General features: G+C 46.0%; 11 protein-coding genes. All 11 read right to left on the bottom strand.

What is annotated here, in order from left to right; all coding sequences use genetic code 11:
• Positions 1-166 precede the first annotated feature (166 nt).
• Positions 167-3,292 carry a GxGYxYP domain-containing protein gene (locus AC0YN6_RS07295; protein WP_475745999.1) on the bottom strand — a complete coding sequence of 1,042 codons (3,126 nt, stop codon included), beginning with the start codon at positions 3,290-3,292 and terminating at the stop codon, positions 167-169.
• A 79-nt stretch (positions 3,293-3,371) separates the two neighbouring features.
• Positions 3,372-5,558, bottom strand: a complete 2,187-nt coding sequence (locus tag AC0YN6_RS07290) for a hypothetical protein (RefSeq protein WP_475745998.1) — start codon at positions 5,556-5,558, stop codon at positions 3,372-3,374.
• 15 nt (positions 5,559-5,573) lie between these two features.
• A complete protein-coding gene (locus AC0YN6_RS07285) occupies positions 5,574-7,253 on the bottom strand; it encodes an extracellular solute-binding protein (protein ID WP_475745997.1) in 1,680 nt (559 codons plus the stop codon).
• 59 nt (positions 7,254-7,312) lie between these two features.
• Entirely contained in the window at positions 7,313-8,209 is an 897-nt protein-coding gene (locus AC0YN6_RS07280) for a carbohydrate ABC transporter permease (protein WP_475745996.1), read from the bottom strand.
• 13 nt (positions 8,210-8,222) lie between these two features.
• Entirely contained in the window at positions 8,223-9,134 is a 912-nt protein-coding gene (locus AC0YN6_RS07275) for an ABC transporter permease (protein ID WP_475745994.1), read from the bottom strand.
• Positions 9,131-12,229, bottom strand: coding sequence for an alpha-mannosidase (locus tag AC0YN6_RS07270; protein ID WP_475745992.1), 3,099 nt, complete (start codon positions 12,227-12,229; stop codon positions 9,131-9,133). The genes AC0YN6_RS07275 and AC0YN6_RS07270 overlap by 4 nt, the downstream gene beginning before the upstream one ends.
• A gap of 259 nt (positions 12,230-12,488) precedes the next feature.
• Positions 12,489-13,655 carry a GntR family transcriptional regulator gene (locus AC0YN6_RS07265; RefSeq protein ID WP_475745991.1) on the bottom strand — a complete coding sequence of 389 codons (1,167 nt, stop codon included), beginning with the start codon at positions 13,653-13,655 and terminating at the stop codon, positions 12,489-12,491.
• A gap of 351 nt (positions 13,656-14,006) precedes the next feature.
• On the bottom strand, positions 14,007-14,768 hold the full coding sequence (locus tag AC0YN6_RS07260) for an SDR family NAD(P)-dependent oxidoreductase (protein ID WP_475745990.1): 762 nt from the start codon (positions 14,766-14,768) through the stop codon (positions 14,007-14,009).
• A gap of 520 nt (positions 14,769-15,288) precedes the next feature.
• Positions 15,289-19,704 (bottom strand): DUF4855 domain-containing protein, encoded by a 4,416-nt coding sequence (locus tag AC0YN6_RS07255; protein WP_475745988.1) that lies wholly within the window; start codon positions 19,702-19,704, stop codon positions 15,289-15,291.
• A 301-nt stretch (positions 19,705-20,005) separates the two neighbouring features.
• Entirely contained in the window at positions 20,006-21,280 is a 1,275-nt protein-coding gene (locus AC0YN6_RS07250; RefSeq protein WP_475745987.1) for a Gfo/Idh/MocA family protein, read from the bottom strand.
• Between the two features lie 89 nt (positions 21,281-21,369).
• Positions 21,370-23,061, bottom strand: coding sequence for a response regulator transcription factor (locus AC0YN6_RS07245; protein ID WP_475745986.1), 1,692 nt, complete (start codon positions 23,059-23,061; stop codon positions 21,370-21,372).

Raw genomic sequence — 23,061 nt, 5'->3', positions numbered from 1 at the left:
TCGTAGTTGTTCGAGTGCTTAAGTATAACCTTTTGAGCTCGATTTGTATCCATCCACTCACCAAAAAAATAAAATCATCCGTTGCTGAATCCGACTAACACAATCTTATAAAAAGAGGTTGCACCTCCAGTAGATATCTCTACCGTTGGCACACCCCCTTCAATGACTATGGTGTCGCTGGAATCCGAACAGACACATGATCCACATGAATGGTCGCCCGATCATCGTACCAAACGCGGAACTGATAGGCATGCCCTGCTACAAAATCAGCCTCAATCACAAAGTCCTGATAGGCATCAGCAGAGGTGAAATCCCCTCGAAGAATCGCTCTCTCGCCAACCACCTTGTTGCCCGTCCCATCAAAAATATCCAGGTTCAACACACGATTTGAATCGCCTGTATTCGCATCTATCTTAATCCTGAAGCTAACCTTGTGACCGCCGGAAGGCAGATCGGACACACCCGGACCGTGCAGCATATGACCCGGACCGTGATCCGCCGTGTTAGCATACCAGCTGTCTCCGTCAGCTGCTCCGGTATTATGGCCAAACGCGCTCTCAGCTTCAAATATGCGGTTATCATATTGATCGGAGACTCTTATCGGCAGCTCTGCCTCTAGTCCGTTATATGCAGCTTTAACAGTCGCTGCGCCGCTACCAAGCACCGTCAACACTCCATCTTCACTAATACGAGCGACTTCGCTGCCGCTAGCGATCGACCAGGCCGCATCAAGTGTCAGATTTACGTCTGGCTTCCCGTCCTGAACTGCTCTCCCCCACGCTTGAAGCAGCTTCTCTCCGGAGTCTGCACTAAGTGTCAACGACTGAACGTCTCCTCCGCCGAACTTAAAGTATAGGCCATCCGTATCGGATATCACCTGCTGGGGCATGTCCAAACGGATATGATCCACCTTGATGTCTGCAGTATCGTCGAAATAAACTCTAAATTCATAAGTGCTCCCAAGCGAGAATGGAACATCGATAAGCGTAAAATCCTCATAAACGCCCGCAGCTGCAAAATCGCTTCGCATTAACGCTTTCGAGGCGACTACCTGATCCAAAGTAGGACTGTAAATGTCCAGAAGCGCGACCCGAGCGTCTGCTCCCGCAGCACTTCCAATCTTCGCCTTAAACGTAACGTCATGGACTCCATTCGGAATATCAGCTACATATGGACCGTAAAGCATATGACCCTGACCATGCTGATCCGTCAAGGCTAACCATCCGTCTCCGTCCAGCTTCCCCGTATTGTGTCCAAAATCATTTTCCGCTTCATAGATTTTCTGTGCAAGATTACTTTCCATAAAGACGGATACACTATCAAGCTTCACGCTCGCATTGCCATCGTACCAGACTCGGAATTCATAGGAATGTCCTAAAACGAAATCAGCTTCCAAGGCAAAATTCTGATAAGCATTTGCCTTTTGAAATTGTGATCGCAACACCGCTTTCTCCGCTACTACTTTATTGTCAGTTGCATCAAATATATCGATATTCATAATCCGATTATTGTCCGCATCACGGTTGTCGATCATCGCCTTGATCTTTACCTGATGGCGTCCGGTCTGAATATCCGCAGCGCCCGGGCCAAACAGCATATGTCCTGCCGTATGCTCCGTTGCATTAGCCAGCCAGCCGTCCCCGTCCTGCTTGCCGGTTTGATGCCCAAAATCCGTCTCCGCCTGATACACCTTGTTCGGTATTTCAGCGCTGGTCTGCGGCACTTGCTCCTTAATAAGCTCCGCCATCTCCACTGGTGTCACCACTCTAACATCGTCACCCAGTTGATCGATAACCGCCTTCACATCGTCCATCGATTTGGACCAAGCATGTACAAGAACGAGCGAGTAGCCTGCGGCACTCTTCGGATTGCGAGGCGCAGCATTGATATGATTAACAACGGACGCGTTATCGCTGCCTGCGTTACCTTCCCATAACATCTCTCTTGGTGTAATAATTGGTTTGCCATTCGACCATTTAATCGCGCCATTCAGCGCTTTATGATTGCTGTATTCCAAATAAACAATACCGTCCACATTCGGTTGCGCTGTATATTTGTCCCAAAGCTCAGCATTGTTAAAAGCGTTAAAATCGATAACCTCTACAAGTCCCAAATCCATTCTGCCCATATAATCGTTAAGACTGTTCAAATGCTGATCAAGTTCAGCTGCAGGATATCGGCTCGGATACATATAACCGCCGCCTGACGGTCCTACTACAAAAGCGTCTCGTTCGGTCGCATCCTTGTAGTAACGTTCTGCGACGGTAGGAGCCAGATCGATCATGCTTGGCGATATGGCCCAGCCCATATCGAAGCTGCCTCGATTTGCGTTGCCGAACCACGGCTTGTCCTTCTCTGCAAGATCGTTCAGCATCCACTGAATATTGTCGCCGTCAGACATAACGAATGAAACATAATGGACATTGTCCTCCACCGCTGGCAGCGTAGAAGCTTTCTGCTTGAGATCATTCAGCTTAAAGCCGCTGAGTACCGACAAGTTAAAGGCATGATCCGCCGGCAGTGTGAAGAGCCCCTCTTCCGAGCTCGGCATAATGAAGCGTTCTTCCCCATTTGAGGCATCGCCCCAACCGAGAACAACCGAGTCTGGATCAGCGTCAGCCATCACCGTTTTACGGAACTCGCTGTTCCCATCATAAAACGTAAAAGCTCCTGTCATTGCAGCATAATCTCTAAGCTTTGGCCCCATTTCCTCCTTCTGCTCGATGAAGAGATTATGTTTGACCTTATCCCAATAATTGGACTTCACCCATGCTTCGTCTTTACCCGTAAGGTCCATCACTCGCTTATAATCCTTTGCCTTCTTCACATCACCCTCTTCAACGAGCACTGCATCCTTGATATGGGCTAGCGAGGAAGCTGCGTTAATGGAGCTGTCCCCTTTTTTCCAAAGCAAATAACCGTTGAACTCCTTTTTATATTTTTTCAGAAGCTTCCATGGATCATCAAATTCCTTTGTTTTAACGCCATAATGTTGTTTGAGATCCTTCAGCCATACCCCATAATTTCCTGACTCCGGCAAAATATAAATTTGTTCGTCCGTCTTATTTGCAATGAGTCCTTGGAGTGTTGCGATCATTACACTTTCTGATACCGTCATATCAGCGAGCTTGATCACGTTCAGCTTCTTTGCCTTGTATGCCGCTTTCTCGTAATAAGTATCCTTTGGACCCGTATCAGGACGGGGCTTGGCTGCTATAGAGGTTAGACCTGTCAGCATAGAGCCGATCAAGCAAAACGATAACGCTAAAGATAATATACTTTTTCTCATCATGATCCTCCTTTAAGTAGGTTCAGAATACAGAAATGCCGGCAACACATGTATGCTGCCGGCATTTCTTGAATAAGTCGTATTATAATTCCATGTTGACAGCAATTCCTTCAGGTACGCCTGGATAACGAATAAGTACCGTGCCTGAATCGACGTCATACTCGAATGAAGCAGCACTCGCACCAGCTGTGACACTGCGCGGCTCGCTCGGTACACGAAGTCGCGTACTGACGGTTATGTCAGACGGTGACTCTGAAACGAACGAGATTTGATTGGCGTTCATCACCTCATCGCGAATACGAGATGAGCTAACGAGAATACTCGATTCCTCTTGCGCCTTGTTCGAGTAATTCAAATCAAACAGCAAGCTGTCCTCGCCCGCTTTGATTTCCACCGAATGCATCACCGGCAAGCTGGCTTCAAATAAATCAACGAACAGGCCCTGAAGGGTAACTGATCCCTCCGCATCCGTCTCGTCGAGCACATGAGTAATGACATAGGGTCCGCGTCTAATATGAAGCGAGGAGCTTTCCTTGTACTCAACCGATTCTCCGCGGATTTCAAGCGACCGTCTTACAGCATGCTTGACGAGTTCAGCCCCAGCATCGGTACGAGACAATACTGCTGGGCTTTCTTTGAAGAATAACACGGCACCGCTGCCTACTTGATATTCCCCCTCCTCCGGATTACGGTTCAAGCCCAGTGATTCAAATAAATGCTCTTCAGGACGAGCGTAGGAACGACGGCTATTCTCGCGGTTCCACCATTCACGTACGGAGTGATATGGATCCATACCATCACCGACATAGATGAGAATGCCGCCCTCCCTTACCCATTGTCCGATCGCTTGATGAATGCCCGGATGCTCCGGCTTCATAAACTCATAGCTGAGCAGCAGCACCCTGTATCCATCCAAATACCCCGGAAAGGTTAAAATATTGTCGAGCTGCACGGGCCTTAGCGGAATGCCTGACTTAACGAGCGGAAGAGCTAATCCGTAAAATGCGGACCAATCAAGAAGCTCCTTCTGCTCATCACTCAACGCTTCGGTCGTGGTGGTTCCATCGTATTTAACGACTTCGCCTTCTTGCTCTCCTTCACTGACAACGTCTCCTCGTTGATACATAGCGGAGTTGGATAAGCATAGACCAATTCCAGAAGTATAGTCATCTTCTCCTGCAACTTCCTCATGATTGTGCATATCGCGCAGTACATTCATTACCGTCAGAAGCACGGTCGCGTAGTCACCCGGAATCATTTCTTTCCCTTTCCCATCCTCAGTTGGATAGCTGCCTTCAAACACGCGACGCGGCCATGGGCATACCTCGTACTGCTTAACCTCAGGGTGCAGCAAGGAAGCAACCACGGTAGAACGATAGTTTTTGCGATAATCGCTCCAGCTGTATCTAGGGTTATCTTCAATCGGATCGTGAAGAAACCACATTTCGCGCCCTGTACCCCTCGTCAGCTCCTGCATGATTCCGTATTCCAGATAGGCAGTCTCGAAGGTTCGCTCTCGGCGCAGTCCCTTATACACGTTGGGTGTACGCGCTGTTCCCGTCCATATTTGGGCGATGAAGCCGTCACAGCCCGGCATAGAAACAAGCAGCGCTTCGGGACTGATGATTCTCCACTGCGTGTAATTGATCAAGCTGTGAGTCGGAACATAGAAACGCACAGTTCTGCCATAGGTTACAAGCGAATACTCCTTCATTTGACTGCATAGACGGTCGAGCGCTCGGTAATACATAGCCGCCTTCAACTTAGAAGCCCGATACTGCGCGTCCGGCGAGGAGTGGGGAGGAATCCAATCCTCCCCGTAATAATTCAACCACTCGCGCTTGAACGCCTCCGAATAACCGGATGCCGCCCAAAACTCTGGCTCCTCCAAATGAATGGCCTCTGCTCCGAAATCGATCGCTCGTTTAATGTGAGACGCCAAATACTCAGCGAAAGAAATGGTCGGAACCATATAAGGGACATCTTTACCATGAAGCAGATGATTGCCGCTGCGGTCCATCTGAGCTTCATCCCAGTGCTCTCGTCCGTCAAAGCGGCCGTACAAGTAGTCCTGATATTCTCCCCAAGATACACCCGTCATCAGATGGATCGTATAACCGGCATTTCTCCAGCCCTCTATTCGTGCAGGCAGATCATTAGAAATTCCGTATACCATGACAAAGTCGGTTCGCAAATCATACTTCGGGCCATAAGGCCTCAATTCCTGGAAGCCGGTCCATTCCGACCTCCCTTGCAGCTGCTTGCTCAAATCGAGAATCCTCCCTTAGTTAGGCATTCCAAACAGAACAGGTTCCTTGCCATTCAGATTTTCATTTGTATACTTCATTGCTTCCTCATATCCTGTTTTATTCATCTGTCCGCGAAGATCATTAATGATCTTGAGTGCTGCTTCATCCGATTTCGCGTAGATTGCTTCCTTCCAAACATCGCCGATTTTGTCCATAGACGGTTTCAGCATTTCCCATTGCGGAGACTTCATCATGACATCGCCTGGGTTATAAGCTGAAATTACGCTTATGCCGTTAGGACGGAGAATTTTGCGGGCATTATCCATAGCAGCCAGACGAGTCTGATCTGCCCAAATGTCGCCGCCGCCATACGAATTGATACGGTCTTGGCCTGACATGCCTTCGAGGCCGATGCCCATGCCTTCTTTTTTCTTCAACTTGCCTGTTGTATCTTCTGTGAATTTATCGAACCATTCTTTCTTAGCTACTGGTTTGCCATTCTCCATATCCCAATGAACGCCTTGAACTCCGTAGCGTACCAATAAGAATCCTTCATCAGAAGCAAGATAATCCAGCAAACGAAGTGCTGCGTCAACGTTTTTCGATTTTTTCGTGATAACAGTTACGTTATTTCCTTGAATTGAAAGGTCAGCTGGACGGTCTGCAGCAGCACCGGCACGCTCCAATGGACCTAGTGGTACATACTCAGAACCTGGATGTGCTTTCACATAATCCTTAGAAGCATCCAGAATTGCTGGATAATGAGCGGCTAGCACGGCAATGCGGCCTTGTTTAATTTTCTCATTTGCAATTGGATCCGTCTGTGTGAACGCTTCATTATCAAGTAGACCATCAGCAATCAGATTACGATAATAGAGCGTGTAGTCCTCGTATGCTTTGTTAAAGAAGCTGTTCTCCAGCGTCCCGTCTTCTTTTTCCATATAACCGGAGCCATAAAACATCGTGTTGCCGATACCAACAGCCCAGCCGTTATGGAAACCTCCAAGCGGGATCACTGGCAAGCCGCTCTCCTTAAGGTCAGCGTCCTTGATTTTTTTCAGGAAGCTGTACAGTTCTTCCTTCGTACGAACGGATTGCGGATCTACACCGATCTTCTCGGCAATATCCTTGCGGACGTAGAAGCCATAAAGCCAATCTGTTGCATCCTCAGGCGTTGCTGGGTGGTTCTGGTAAAGCAAAAATTTCTTGCCGCCGTAAGCATCGAAGGCTTTCTCGTAAAGCGCAGGAGGAACATTGTCCTTCTCAATTGCTTTTGCAAGATTCGGATATTTGTCGAGCTTATCGGTCAAATCGACCAATTGATCCTCTTTAGCCGCTTTTATGATGCCATCTAGTTCTCCGCCCCAAGCTGGGCCTGTATAAATATCCGGCAAATCCTGTGTCGCGAAGATCGTATTTAGCTTCTCGACCTCACTGCCTTTTGTATATTCCCATTTAATCGTAACTCCTGTTTTCTCTTTAATTACTTTCTCGATAGCCGTCGTATCTTGATCACTGCCGCTGGAGCCGTTCCAGTTGTGAAGAACTTTGAGTGTCACCTCTTTTTGTTCTTTACCGCTGTCTGGAGTATCTGTGTTGTCCGACGGCTTATTGACGGCGCCGCCGTTGTTGTTACCACTGCACCCAAACAGTGTAACCGCCATCAGAGTTACTGCGATCAATGTCGAAGTGCTTTTCCCTCTTTTGTTCTTCATAAAAACCCTCCCGTGAACTGTAATATAATTAAATATGATAAAGTCCTGATTTCAGACAATTATCCTTTGACCGAGCCAATCATTACGCCCTTGACGAAATAACGCTGTAAGAACGGGTAGATACATAAAATCGGAAATACCGTAATGACGAGCAGTGCCATTCGAAGAGATTCCGGCGTTGCCCCATCCATGTTGACATTAACCGTCTGTCCGCCCTGCTCCGCCGCTCTCTGCATCGAGGAGGAAAGCGCTTCCGCTTCATTTAACAATTCTTGAAGCAGTGTTTGAACGGGAATCATATCTTTATCCGACACATAATAGGCGCCGGTGAACCAATCGTTCCAGTGGGAAACTCCGATAAACAAAGAAATTGTAGCAAGAACCGGTCCCGACAGCGGTAATATAATTTTAATGAAAATTTGTAAGTCACCGTATCCGTCAATACGAGCCGATTCCTCCAGCTCCTCCGGAATACCTTGCAGGAACGTTCGGAGAATAACGATATGCATGAAGCTGAACAGCATCGGAATAACGTACACCCAGAAAGTGTTGATAAGATGCAGCTTCTGCAGCGTGATGAAATACGGAATGAAGCCAGCGCTGAAGATCGTCGGCAAGAAAATGTAATACGTAAAAAATGTTCGACCTGGCATCGTTTTTTTGGAAAGCGCATAAGCCATCAGCGTGCAAAGCAATACGTGCGCTAACGTACCGATTACGGTGCGGAGCAGCGTGATTTTGTACGCCTGCCAAATCCGAGCATTATCGAAAACCTCAACATAGTTGTCAAATGTAAATTTACGAGGGAAGAAATAAAGCGCACCCATCATGGAGTCTTTTCCATCGTTGAGCGAGTAGACCAGAATGTAAATAAACGGATAGATCATCGCCAAGCCGAATAACGTCAAGAAGATATAGTTAAAAAAATTAAATAGAGAAAATTGGCGCTTCGCCATATCAAACCTCTCCTTAAAACAGGGATACGTCGCTAACTTTGCGAGCAATTCGGTTGACAGATACGATAAGAATGAATGCAATAACACTTTGGAACAATCCTACTGCGGCCGCATAACTTAATCGACCTTCGCCTATTCCGGCGCTGATGACATGCACATCGAGAACGCTGCCGATTGCCGCGGTAGCCGGACCGCTAAGCAAGAGTAGTTGCTCGTAGCCGGCGCTCATTAAGCTGCCCGCCGAGAGTATGAACAAGATAACAGCAATATTGCGTATCCCTGGAAGCGTTACATGCCACATTTGGCGAGATCTCCCTGCACCGTCAATCTTGGCAGCTTCATAAAGCTGCTGGTCAATGCCGGCGATTGCTGCCATATAAATGATAGAGTTCCATCCGATGTTTTTCCAAATATCCGAGCCTACAATAATTTGATAAAACCAAGTCGTGTTATTCATGAACTGAATGGGCTCTACTCCGAAGACACCAAGCAGCTCGTTAATCGGACCGCCAGAGGGAGTTAAAAGACGCTGCATCAGTGTAACAACGACGATCCATGAAACGAAATATGGTAAGTAAGAAAGCGTTTGAACCGTTTTCTTAAATTTAACGTTTCGAACCTCGTTTAATATGATGGCCAAAAAGATTGGCATCATAAATCCGATAATAAGTTTCATGAGACTGATGAGAATTGTATTGCGGATAATTTCGAATGACTGATAGTAGGAGAAAAATTGCTCGAAGTACTTAAATCCTGCCCAGGGGCTTCCAGTGAAGCCCCCAGAGAACATGAAATCACGAAATGCAACCTGTACACCAAAGAGAGGAACATAGGAGAAAAGAAAAAACCAGATGATGCCCGGCAGCATGAACAAATAAAATACTTTGTGCCGCCAAATTCGTTTCCACAGTACTGACTCGGTCATATGCCATGCCTCCTTGCCAAGCGGATCGTTTTGATTTCAAATGGAGTAAAGGCTAGGTGGTAAGCCCCTTCCTCCGCATAGATTCTATCGATGGGAACCTCCATCAAATCAGTAAGCCATGCTTCCGTTGGATTAATATCTGCGATGAGTCTTGTTTTAAGATGTGTTCCCGCTGTTTCATACAAACGGATAATCAAGTCGTCGCTATCTTCGGCTTGCTTCACCGTTTCGAACATGACATTCGAATGATCTATGCCAAAAAATGATTTTGCTTCCGGCAGATTCCCATATGAATCGCTAGCGGCCATTTGAACCGAACGTAACGGTACGTTAAGCTCATAACCTCTCTTATACACTTCCGCCTGAACATGGTCGCCTTTATGCGGGTACAAGGAATACGTAAAGGAATGCTCAGCCAAATCTGCTTCAGGATCGGGATAGGACGTGCTCCGCAAAAGGTTCAAATCCAACACATTTTGCCATGCTCGGTGTCCGTATTTGCAATCGTTTAAGAGCGCTACGCCGTAATCAGGCTCCGAAAGATCAATCCACTGATGCACGCATATTTCATCCTTCGCATAATCCCACAACGTATTGCGATGCGTAGGGCGTTTTAAGTAGCCGAACTGAATTTCACAAGCCGCACTTTCCGACCGGATGTTAACCGGGAAGGATGTACGCAGCATTTTACCAGATTCCCGCCAGTCCACTGTCGTAATGAAATCGATGCGGCGGCTGCCATGCGTTAAGATGACCTTCTGAGTCAAAGTTGATTGTCCGAACCGATATACGAGCAGTAAACCTACAGTTGGACCGTCTTGAAACGCTGATGATTCAGACGGCTGAAGCGGCACTCCACCCGATTGACGATAATCTTGTTTAATATCCCAAGCATCACCCTCGTCATGGTATAAGCTCAATTCATTCGCTTTCTGTCCCATAGGAATGATTTCCCTGCCGCACTCCTTATCCATAATCGATACGATTGTGAAATCTTCAGCAAAGGTTACCTCAAGCAAATCATTTTCCAAGATGCGGTCAATGGCCGATGCCCTTAATTCAGGAAAAACAGCAAGAGCTTTTTCTTTCTTTTTCGTCTTGATGACCTCTACTTCTGCCCCAACTTCAGCTGCTGCTGTCTCAGCCATCACCGTTGAAGGTTGATCACTATTTACTAAGGCATACCCCATTGCAGGAACCTTAACACTCTGCCAGCCTCCGCCCTGCTGAACCCATTCCTCACGTTCCCACGACAAGGAGTTGAATAAAACATCCGAGCCCTTGTCAGCCGGAAGAACTTCCGCAACCGCGGTATAGGCTTCTTCAATCATTTGCTCGACTTGTTCTAGCAGCTTCGCATAACGTTCAAGCGACTCGTCATACACACGCTTAATCGAGGAACCTGGCAAAATATCATGGAATTGATAGAGCAGTACTTCTTTCCAGATGCGCTCTAGTTCTTCAGCAGGATAAAGGTTTCCTGTAGTCACTTTTGCCAAAACGGCCGCATATTCGAGCTCGCGCAGCGCTTTCTCCAGCTTCCTATTAAAGCGTTTGTTGCGTGCCTGACTCGTCAACGTTCCTTGATGCCTTTCCAGATAGAGCTCTCCGGACCAAGCTTCATAACGTTCTGAGCCTATTGCCAGCTTCTCGAAAAACTTAGAGGAATGCTCTTGAACGACTGGGCTGAGACCTTGCAAGTTTTTCTCCCGCTGCAATCTCTCTAGATGCTCCTCGCCCGGACCGCCGCCGCCGTCGCCGATTCCAAACAGCATGAGGCAATTCTCCGATACGTTTTTGTCCAGATATTCATTCTCTGCTTTCACAATCGATCTCGGAGCTGCCGGACTGTTATAGGTATCCTCCGGCGGCATGTGAGTCAATACTCGCGAGCCATCGATTCCTTCCCAGTGGAACGTATGATGGGGATGACGATTGTAAACACTCCACGACAGCTTCTGAGTCATCATGTAATCAACACCTGATTTCTTCAAAATCTGAGGCAAGCTTGCTGTATATCCAAATACGTCAGGCATCCAAAGTGACTTCATCTCCTGACCAAATTCCGCTTGGAAATATCTTTTCCCATAAAGAATTTGACGGATAAGTGATTCCCCGCTTGGTACGTTCGTATCCGATTCGACCCACATCGCGCCTTGCAGTTCCCAGCGCCCCTCCTGAACTCGCTCCTTGATGCTCGCATAGAGCTTCGGATAATGTATCTTCATCCAGTCGTATAGCTGAGGCTGACTCGCGCCAAAAATGTAGTCAGGATACTGCTCCATCATCCGCAGTACTGTTGAAAAGGTTCGAGCACCTTTACGAATCGTTTCGCGAATCGGCCATAACCAAGCTAAATCCAAATGCGCATGGCCTACGGCGCTAATCATAAGAGCTGGATCGCCGCCGCGTTTATCAAGCTGCTCACGCAGTATTCGTGATGCCTCGGCAACTCTTTCTTCCGTTAATGAAATCAAGATATGGGAAACATCATACAAGGCTTGAAAGATACGCGCTTTACGTGCCGATCCTTCAGGTAAACGATCCGCTGTCTCCAGCAGCACCTCAGCGTCATAATAGAGCTGGCGGATATTCTCGTGGCAGATCGCGACTTGCGCTTCCTTAAGCGTACCGCTGCGGAAATAGCCGAACAGGTCATTGCACCCTGCATCGCCCCACAAATCGATTTCTTCTTCTCCTGAAGAGCTCGGGCTAATATGTACAACCCGTTTTCCCGGAAGCCCGAGATTGTAATCAAACTCGGAATTGATATTTGTTAATCCCTGTGTAGGGGTTCCCTCTTCATCTACAAGGCAAAGTTCTCCATTCACATCGATGAGCAGCACGATCTTAGAGCCTTTAGCTTCCTCTGGCACCTTCCCGCTGAAATGGAACCACGCACAATCCCAAAGGTTTCCCCAGCGCTCTCCAGCAGCTAGTTCGATTTTCCGGCCCGACTCCCTTGCCTCGAATGGTACCGGCTCCGGCGTCACCCAAGCCGTTACTTTCAAATCTAAGAGCGGCTTATAGATTTCGTCCTTCAATCGTTCCAGCAACGATTTTAATGACTCCGTTTTCACTTTTTCGTAAGGCATTTGCAGGTCTCCTTTTTCATCGAGTCGTATCGTTACTATTTTTCATTCCACGTTTGCTTATCGCAACAAAATATGATAGCGTTTACATTTAAATTATTTATTTACATCCTAAACTTCGAATCACAATTTCTATGCTTGAGCCCTTGTTTATACATTTGGCTTACTCATAATATAATATATAGATTCAATATATTCAATATATAAATAAAAAAATCTTTTCCGGTTAGGAAAAGATTCTCAAATGAGCAGCTATAATTATTTATTGAACGGGTTTGGGACCTGTCGTCTGCCGGATAACCAGCTCAGGATTGATTAACGTTTTGTTATATTTATTGCTTGGGTCCGATCCACCTTCAATGATTTCGATCAGTGTGCTTGCAGCACGGTAGCCCATATCATACTCAAACTGCTTAATATGCGTAAACATACTGAACTCCTCAACGACGGAGGTCGGATCATCAAAGCTAATAATAGACAAATCCTCGGGTATGCGCAGACCCGCTTGACGAGCCATTTGATAAATATGAACGGCCAACCTTCCGTTAAGCGTAACATAGGCTGTTGCCATCCGATTACGTATGTAACGGTATAACGGATGCCTCTCCGCGTCCTTTAGGCTGTCAATCTTAAAATCGGTAATCATATGGGCGGGATTAATGAGCGCTCCTTTGCTTTTTAAAGCGTTCATGTATCCGTCTATTCGCTCTTGCACCGTTATCGTTTGCAATGGGGAATCCGAACAGATTGCAATTTCCCGATGTCCAAGCTCCCATAAATACTCGACAGCGAGGCTAGTGCCTAATCTGCCGTCCGCAGCGATGTAATTGGTCTCTACTCCTGGAAGAAAACGGTCAATCAGGACGAAGGGGTAGCGATTGAATTTCATATTCAAAATCTCTTCGTTATAATTTTCTTCATCAATTGGGAAGACCAATAAGCCATCTGCTCCGATATCCTGAAGTGTTTTTATTGCTTGTTTTTCTTTGTCAACATTACCATCAGACAGCAATATCATGCTTTGGTACCCTTTTTCTCGAATCGTCTGCTGCACACCCTCAATTAAACGAATGGCAAAATAATCGAAAATTGATGGCATCACTAGCCCGATCATACGCGTTTTGCTCTTGATTACCGGTCGCTCCGCGCTGACTATGGCCGCTGCCGGCACCACTTCTTCTAACTCTTCCGGTTCAGCTGTATGACCATCGCTTACGAAGCTGCCTTTGCCAGGCACACGCGTAATAATTCGATCATTCGCTAATCCGACCATTGCGTTTACTACCGTGATTTTGCTGACATTAAAAAGCTTCATCAGCTCTTTTTCAGTCGGAATGCGGTCCCCCGCTTTCAAGCCCTCGGAAACAATTAGCTCGCGGATATGATCCTGGATTTGCTGGTAAAGAGGCGTACGGACTGTTGAATTCATTTGCAATCACCAAATTCCATATAGATATTTGTAATATATAATATATGGTTACACCTTATTAAGCAATAGCTGCTTAAATGTCGAATAAAGTATATACCCCTTCCTGAGAACTAGAAAAACAGTCTGATTCCTGCTATTTTTTAGAAATACAGTGCCTTTTGTCCGCTTTCCTTGTCGAATAATGTCAATTATACATATAGAATATATATAATTACTCATTTGTTCAATTGTATTCATAGAGGGAATGATTATTCCAAATATGCCTTCGAAAATAAAAAATAGCAGCCATCCCTGTCTCGACGGCTGCCTAATTCCTCTTCCTATATGAGACTTTTGGCCTCCCTTATACTGCTAGATGGCAGGCATGACGTTCCCGCCGTTCACAGGAATGTAGGCGCCTGTAATGAAGCTAGCCAAATCCGATGCCAAAAAAGCGACCGTATTCGCAATCTCTTGATCCGTCCCTCTGCGCTTCAGCGGTACGTTTTGCGAATAGCCGATGTTTTCTTCTGTGCCGCTTGCACGATCGCGATCACTGATCGTCCATCCAGGCGCAATCTGATTAACTGTAATTTGATGCTCCCCAGCCTCTTTGGCTAATACGCGATAAATGCCGTCCATCCCGCGTTTGCCCGCTGTATATGCAGATTGGTTCACAAAATTTTGCATCGCGCATTCGGTATTAATCCCAATCACACGGCCGCCCCCGCGCTCGATCATTGAGGGAACGAAAGCTTTGGCTAAGTAAACACTTTGCAGCACACAAGATTCAAATTGACTGATATAATCTGCGATAGGTTGTTCAAGTATGCTTGTCCATTGATACTGAATGACCGCGTTAGCGACAATGATGTCTACATGGCCAAGCTCTTCCGACACCTTCGCCTTCATCTGATTAATATGCTGCTCATTCGTTACATCAGCTTGCACGATCATCGCTTTTCTGCCCATTGCGGCAATTTCCGTCTGTAATTCTTTTGCTTTAGCTTCGTTATTATTGTAATGCAGCACGATGTTAGCGCCGCAGCCAGCCAGCGTACGCGCCATAACTCGCCCCAAATCTCCAGTAGCTCCAGTAATTAACGCTGTTTTATTAGAAAGATCAATTTGCATGAATAAAGTCACCTTTCTTTATCGAAACTGATTTGTTATTTCATTTACCAATAATTACGCTACCAAATAAATAAACATTCTATAAAGCTTATCCAAAAAAAATGAATTTGTATACAAGCAAAAGTCATCAAATATGACGATGGGATAGCCCGGATAGCCGCGTTCTATTCAGAACAAATTTGGTTCCCAAATTCACTACACAGTCGAATGTTCTTCCGATCGCTGTTGTTCGCGGATTCCTGGAATGAATTGGCCGAGGAAGGAATCCGCGAACAAAGGCGACCGCTGGCGCTTCTCCAGAATCATTCGACCTGCTCCGTTTGGTTGCACCTTGAAAATTTTAAAAGCAAACGATCGATAAAAATCCAAAAACGGCCATGCGGGCTTAGACCTGCAGGGCCGTTTTCGAGATAGTTCAAGGCGACTCAATCGTAATTAACTTAAAAAGTTTACCGCTTTTGAGACGGCCTCTTCTTTTTATGGACTCCGCTATTATAGCCGGATATCCTGTAATCATGACCTATCCTTTGTCCGACAAGAAATTCAGAAGCCGGTACAGGAATACAGCTGTTTCAGCGCGAGTCGTATGATTGCGCGGTTTAATCATACCTCCATCCCCTTGAATAAGCCCCTGCTCGATCATTCCCGCTATGCTGCTGGCTGCATAATCCGTCACCTTGTCTGCGTCCTTGAAGCTGCCGAGCGATGCAATATCGCCTGATAGCTCTAACGCTTTCGCTTCCTTCAATGCCCGCGCTGCCATTACCATCATATCTTGCCTTGTAATCTTCGCCTTCGGCTCGAATCGTCCATCTTCCATGCCGGTAACGATGCCAAGCTTCTTGGCAATAGTTACTGCGTCGTAATAATAATCCTGCGGCTGAACATCTGTGAATGCATCGCTTACCGTTGCTTTCAAACCTAACGCTCTAACAAGCATTAAAATAAAGTCTGCTCGGCTCACCTGCGCTGCCGGACTGAAGGTTGTATCCGATGTTCCTTTTACAATACCCAAAGCAGCCAACTTCTCAACAGCCTCCTTCGCCCAAGAGTACTTATCGAGATCTGTAAATGGCACTGCTGACTGTTTATAAAATACCGCAAATGTGCCCATTCGGTCTGTTTGGAACCTGATGTGCTTATCAGAATCAGAATAGGCTGCTTCCGCAATTGCTGAAGCTGTTCCTTGATCATTAATGGACAAAATACCGATTCTTGACGCGGTCTCACTACCTGCTAGCAAATACGGAACAGTAACGGTAATCGGTGCCTTAGCATTTGTCCACGCAAAAGCCTTTCCATCCAATAATGCCGACAGCTCAATGATTGCTCTTTCAGCTACCTGAGTCTGTACGTCCTGCTTCAATGTTTTAAGGTCCCGCTCGCCAATGATAAGACGCAGTTCCTTGCCAAGCTCAGCTGACTTCACTAGCATCTGTCCAGAAAGCAAGATCGTTGCTTTAGGAGTCGTTAATTCAATAAGTAAGTTAGGATGCTCAGACAAGAAAGATACAGGCAGATCCAAAGCATATTTCCTTGCCTCGCCGTTTTTCTTAAGCACAATAGCAGCTTTCAGCTTTCCATCTTTATCTGCTTTCGCCCGAGCTATCGCCTTCTGCAGGTCTTGTTCACTGACCACACCGACTGCCATCGTTCCACTCGGATCAAGTTTTGTGTTCATTTCCGCTTTGACAGAACCATCCGCTTGCAGCTGGAACAAGTCAGGAGTGGAGATTACCGTGCCTTCGCCCCCGCCTCCTCCGCCAGACGTTTCTTTCTTGTACTCAAAAGTAATCTTCTCAGGTTCATTCATTTCTTCTAATGATAGATACGCCTCATAGGTGCCTTCTAATTCACCTGTAAGTGTAAATGCGAATTGGAAGTTTCCAGCTTCTGTACTCGTCGTCTCCGCTGTGTAATGAGCCTTGCCTTGTGGATCAAGCACCTTCAAACTCACTTTTGCATGGTCGCCATTCACCACTAACCCATCGATCGTTACTTTTTTTGTTGCAGCGTCTATTCCGACTTTTACACCTTCAATCGTCTTAATAACCTCAATTTCTTTCTTATACTCAAAAGTAATCTTCTCAGGTTCGCTCATATCTTCTAACGATAGATACGCCTCATAGGTACCTTCTAATTCACCTGTCAGTGTAAATGCGAATTGGAAGTTTCCAGCTTCTGTACTCGCAGTCTTCGCTTCATAGTGAACTTTGCCTTGTGGATCGATGACTTTCAAACTTACGTTTGCAAGATCGCCGTTCATCACCAGACCATCTAAAGTTACTTTTTTCGATGCCGCATCTACCGTTGTTTGAATGCCTTCAATGGACTTGACTGGCTCTGCTCCCGATAAGTGATAAACACCAAACTCATAGAACGAATATCCGTAGAATGTCGCTCTTTCAATCCCTTCAAACTTAATGTATCTAGCTTTGATCGGATCAAAATGAACCGTTCCTTTGCCGTCTTTCGCCGTAATTACACCGTCATTTTCCTTTACCGCACTGGTCCAATTTTGCTTATCATCAGAAACGAGTAATTTGTAGGTTTTCGCGCGAGCGTACTCCCAATCAATGGTTACGGTGTCCATCTCCGTCACTTCACCGAGATCGACCTGGAACCACGTATTGTTGAGCAGCTCACTTGCCCATCTTGATGATGGGAATCCATCAACAGCTTTCCCCGGAGCATAATTTGGACTGGAGGCTTCCACTGTAGATGCTTCCGCAGCTTTATTCAGCGCCAAATTTCCAAGCAGATGATAGACGTCCTCCTTCAGCGCGCTGTAAGCCCCGTCAGTAATCATATGATCTTTTTTCAGAAGCTCCAGCTTCGCATTAAAGCCTTTCAAATACCTAGTAAACTTCGCCTCATCGCTTCCTTCGAACCGGCTCATCATCTCTAAATAATTGATCAGCGAACGAGCCGCTTCATCATTCGTGATTTGTTTAGCTTCCTTATAGCTTTCAATTAAAGCTTTCAAATCGGAAGCGTTAGTTCCAGCCTCAATCACATAAGCTGTTTTCTCCGATTTGCCTGCTGATACGGTGATGATAAGCTCATGTTTTCCTGGCTTGCCAGCCAGATTAATAACGGTTCCTTCTGTGTAAGGCTTGCCGTTAAAGCTAGCCGTTACTTTACTAAGCCCGCTTCCATCATCATTGATTAATTTCCACGTAAAGGAAAGAGGCTCCCTTTCAGAAACGACTGCTCCGCTTTGAAGCATTTGCCCATTCATTTGCACTTCTGCCTTTGGAGGGGCAGCGTTGTTCATTTGATACGTTCCATTCATAAACTGATAGAGCCAATCGTACAAAATACGTGTTGCAGGATCAGAACTTACCGCAGTATCATACACGGCATTATTACCTTGGTAGTAGGCTTTAAAGCCTTCTTGCATAAAACCGGTTTGGACACCGCTGTTTAAATAATCAACATACCGCTCTCTAAACACACCATCTGTCAACATACGATCATCAAATTCAAGCTCAACGCCCATCCCGTACTGCTTAGCTATGTTCGTGGCGTCTTCCAGACGATCCACATCCAATTGCTCGAAAAAATAGTTTGGCTGGAAGGCTGTAGCATCTATCCCAACTTCCTTCCACATATGGCTTTTATAAGCTAAGAAGTGCGGTATCCAGAAAAACTTCAAGTTCTGATCATGCACTTTATTACTCGTCGAACGAACTAAATCCGGCCCTGTCGCGCTTATACCGATTTGTTCCTCCAGCCAGTACATGCCGGCAAGCTCAAGATGAGAGTAATTATTCAATGCCCATTTTTGTTCCGCTTCATTTAACCACCACTGTATCGCTTTCTCTCTGTTTGCATACGCTTTCAATTCTCCGACTTTAGAAGCATTGAAGCTTTCAGATACACCATCACCGTCAATATCTCCGAAATCGTTCACATACTCACCTGGATCTGGAATCATTAAAACAACCTTCACCTTATGATCTGGTTGATTCAGCTTGCTTCCAACTTCGATGGCCGCTTCGTTTAGCTGCTGCATATCTCCTGTTTCCGCAAATGTTTTATCCAGATACCATTTCCAGTCCACAAGTGTAGCCCCTCCGCCAAAATCATTTCCGGCAGGCGATGTAAGTCCAAGATAAAGAACTCCGTCAAAAAGCCAATCCACTGGTTCCCCAGTCCGATCTACGTAACTGATATTCGGAATAATCCGATCCTTCGTCCAAGTTCCCTTGTCATTCGCATACTGTCCGTTATAGAGCAATCCAAGATTACGAATGCCAGCCGTTGCTTCTCCCGTCTCTAAGAAGCCCGGCTGCTCAGCGGCAACTTGTTCCGCACCTGCCACTTGCCCATCTGCGCCCCAAATTTCGATTTCATCAATAAAGGTCCAAGCTCTCGTATGCATCGAGAAGGTTACTTTAACATAGCGGGCATAAGCCATTTCCGCATCAGAATTCCCGCTTTTGATGCCGTCTCTGCTTCCATCCCATTCATATACCTCTTCTCTTGGCGGTCCATCGCCCCAAAGCAGCTTGGTTGAATTGTGTGAGAGCGTTCCCCAATTTTCTTTGTCGTCAGAAACGTACATCGAGACCGTTAATGGCACAAGCATAGTGTTAGTTGGCCAATCCTGCATAAACCGTGCCTTAATGTTCGAGATAGACTTCTTCTCGCCTAAATCAAATACAACCTCGCGTGTCATCTTTTTCACATGCCCTACCCATGCCGGGTCCGACATATTCAATTGGCCATATATGCCATCTGTCAGCTTATTATGATCATCTGGGTACTTGGCTTCCGGCTCTTCGGACCATTCATAACCGAGCCCCGCAGCAAGATTCCGGAACGCCGCCTGTCCATCTCCCTGACCTTCTTCTGCCTGCACCGCCGGAACTAGTGTCAACAACATGATTGCAACCAATGCGATGGCAATCCATCTTTTATTCGATTTCATAAATGATAGCTCCCTTTCTATTTTTGACTAAAGGAACAATTAAATAGGATGTGCTTCTCTTCAAGCCTATTGCGAGATTCTCTCCTCCTCTCTACAATTCCATCACGATAGATGCAGAAGCTTATAACAATGTTCTTACTGTTACTTTAAGAAACTTGCCCCTTCTTTCAAAGAGATAACTTATGACTTTGATATACAATTGTTTACCTGTCTCTTTTCATAACGAATCCACCCTGCTTTGCATGAGCAAAAAAAATCCCCAAAGCAGCCATCATCTGCTTCAGGGACGATCTAACGGTTGTTATGCGGGCAGCTCTTGCTTCTTATGCATATCCGAAATTTTTATAGCAAGCCCCTCATGCAGTCTCGAATGCTCCGCTGCAAATGCCATCAGATGGCTTTGCAGCGACGCCGTTGCAGAGGTCAAGCCATGAGAAGGATTGCTGTCAAACTGGCAAACATTTCGTAAAAATGAGCTTACCATCCGTTCATCGCCGCCTCCGTGGCCATCCCCTTGGACGCTGCAGCGAATCTCAAGCTGCTCTCCAGTCGCATAACGATATAAAGTAAAAGCACCCTTCTCCATATCGCCAATAATTTCGCCCTTGGTGCCCATAATTTGAACACGGCGTGTACCGCTCTGTGTCAGTCCTGACATAATAAACGATGCGTTCGCACCATTCTGGAATTCCATATTCACAAGCTGATGGTCGACAACATTGTTATCGCAGCGGTACACACAACGTCCAAACGGTCCTTCTTTCAGCGCTTTCAAAATGCCCTCTTGTGACAAATCATCCGTCATATAGCGCGCCCAAGCGTGATCCGGCGCCTGCAAATACATCTTTATCGCTGAGAAAGCACATTCCTTCTCGACTGCGCAGCCATCAATGCAGCGTTCCGCTGAGCCATCTGGAGCATTCTCCGATCTGAAATGCAGCAAAGAACCGTACGAGCTAACGCTTGTACAAGGCTGATCCATAAGCCAAGAAATGATATCCAGATCGTGACAGGATTTGGCCAAAATCATTGGACTCGTCTCCTCTGAATCTCGCCAATTGCCGCGCACATAACTATGCGTCATATGGTGATAACCAACATTCTCCGTTAATTGAATCGTACCTACCGTGCCGAGCTCGCCATCTTCGATACATTTTTTGATCCCAGACCAGAATGGTGAATACCGAAGAACATGGGTAACAACAAGCAGCCTTTTATATCGTAGTGATGCTTGCTCGAGCTGGATACATTCCGCAAGCGAAGGAGACATCGGCTTCTCAAGCATGACGTGATAACCGAGCTCCATCGCCTTCATTGCCGGTATATAATGCATCCGATCGAGTGTACATATAATCATGACATCTGCTATACGCCCTTGCTCGAATGCTTTCTCCCAACTATCATAAACATGCTCTTGGTCGATTTGATGTATCTCTGCAAACCGTTTTCTACGTTCATCATTCGGTTCAGCTACAGCAACAATTTTTAATTCATTCGGAAATTTCTCCGCATAAGGCCCATAAATATATCTCCCTCTGCTTCCAGCGCCTAGTAATACGGCTGTCAATGTTCTCACGATTTTTCCTCCTCTTGTGCGCCTTCTATACTTCAATTGTAAGGGGAGCGCTCAGGAGGAAACAGAGATCGTTGTTTACAATCCATATACTATTCTTGACCTTGTATTTGCGATTGGCATCTTGCCATACGGAAATCCTGCGGCGTCGTTTCGTTCTGCTTTTTGAAAAACCGAATAAAGGCAAGCGCTGAATTGTATCCGAGCGCAGCCGCGACTTCATTTACTTTCATCGACGTGTTTAAAAGCATGTCTTTGGCAACCAAATTCCTGTAGTCGTTCACATATTTCGATAAGCCTATGCCTGTCATTTGCTTATAAAGTCTGGACAAATAAGAAGGATTCAAGCTTACGTAATCAGCCAAAGCGGTTAAGGAAATATCGGTAGACAAATGCTCCTCGATATAGCGATGTACTTTATTAACAACCTCTGTCGGCAATTGCGTACCGCGCAGCGTATTCCATTCAAAAAAACAGTCGGCCATTTGCCTATAATATTGAATCAGTTCCGTCCATGAGGTCGAATCCCCATACCGGTATAACTTATCCAAATCGAGCTGCGTATTCATGTAATCCCGTATGTCCCGGTTTTTGTGAATATAGTACAGAAACACCGCCGAGAGCGAATGATACATTTCAATTTTCCGCTCACTCGGTGTTCCCGGAACATTCCAGATTGCGGTAAGCTCCGCATAGAGCTTATTGAATTGCTCCCGATGGTTATTTTCTAAACAGCTCATGAGCAGTTGAACTCTAGCATGATAAAAACTATCATGAGTGATTCCCGTTTTATCGTCGGACTCTTCTTTCTGAATGTCCTTATCGGTCATTATGACCTCATTAAATAATCCATGTCCTTGCACCAAACCATATTTGCTCGCGTGAAAACGATCCGATAAATGATTCCAAGCGGTCACTTCACTTCCAAGGAGAAAAGAAACCGTAGTTCCCAGAAGCCTTTTGCATGTACCTTGAATCGTTTCCAATATGCCGCTCGTATAACGATAGGCTCTACCAAAATCCAAATTGCTGGAACTGGAATCAGCAGATGACTCCTCACAATTTTTCGGTTGAATCATCCAGACGATCTTAGACATCTCGAATACAACGGAATAGCTTCTCACCTGTACAGACAAATACTCTTCGCAAATATTTTGCAGCGCGTATGTCAATAAAGCCTTATCCGGCGTAGTGAACATTTCTTTCCAGACATCGATCCTTCCAATGAGTACATAAACCGGCAAGGCTGCATCAAGCGGAATATTTAATTCTTTGAAGGCCAGCTTTAACTGAGACTCCGTTGCTTGCTTGCCCTGCAGAAGTCCCCACATATACTCTTTTTGCAGCGAGGGCAATGCCAGTCTCATACTGGTTTGCGCTCTCGTGATCATCTGTACTTGATCTTGTTCCTCGTCAATTTTCTCGATGGCTCGTTCGACAGACTGAATGATTTTCTCGTCGCTTTCTATTTTCAGAATATAATCAAAACCACCGTAAGTAATGGCGTTTCTAGCATATTGAAAATCGTTATAGCCGGTTAGAAAAATAACTTTGCAAGCAGGCCACTGTGCCCTTATTTCCTGCAACAGCTCGATCCCTTCTATACCCGGCATTTTAATGTCCGATACGACGATATCAATGCGATGATGGGATAATACCTCCAATGCTTCTTCCCCCGAATAAGCTTTCATCACTTCGAGCTGCAAATGGTCTGTCTGCTCGAACAGCTCAACTAGACCATCGACAATAATGGGCAGGTCATCTACAATTAGCAGTCTGTACAT

The organism is Paenibacillus sp. J22P15, from assembly GCF_056269345.1.
This window is presented reverse-complemented; position numbering and strand designations above follow the sequence as displayed.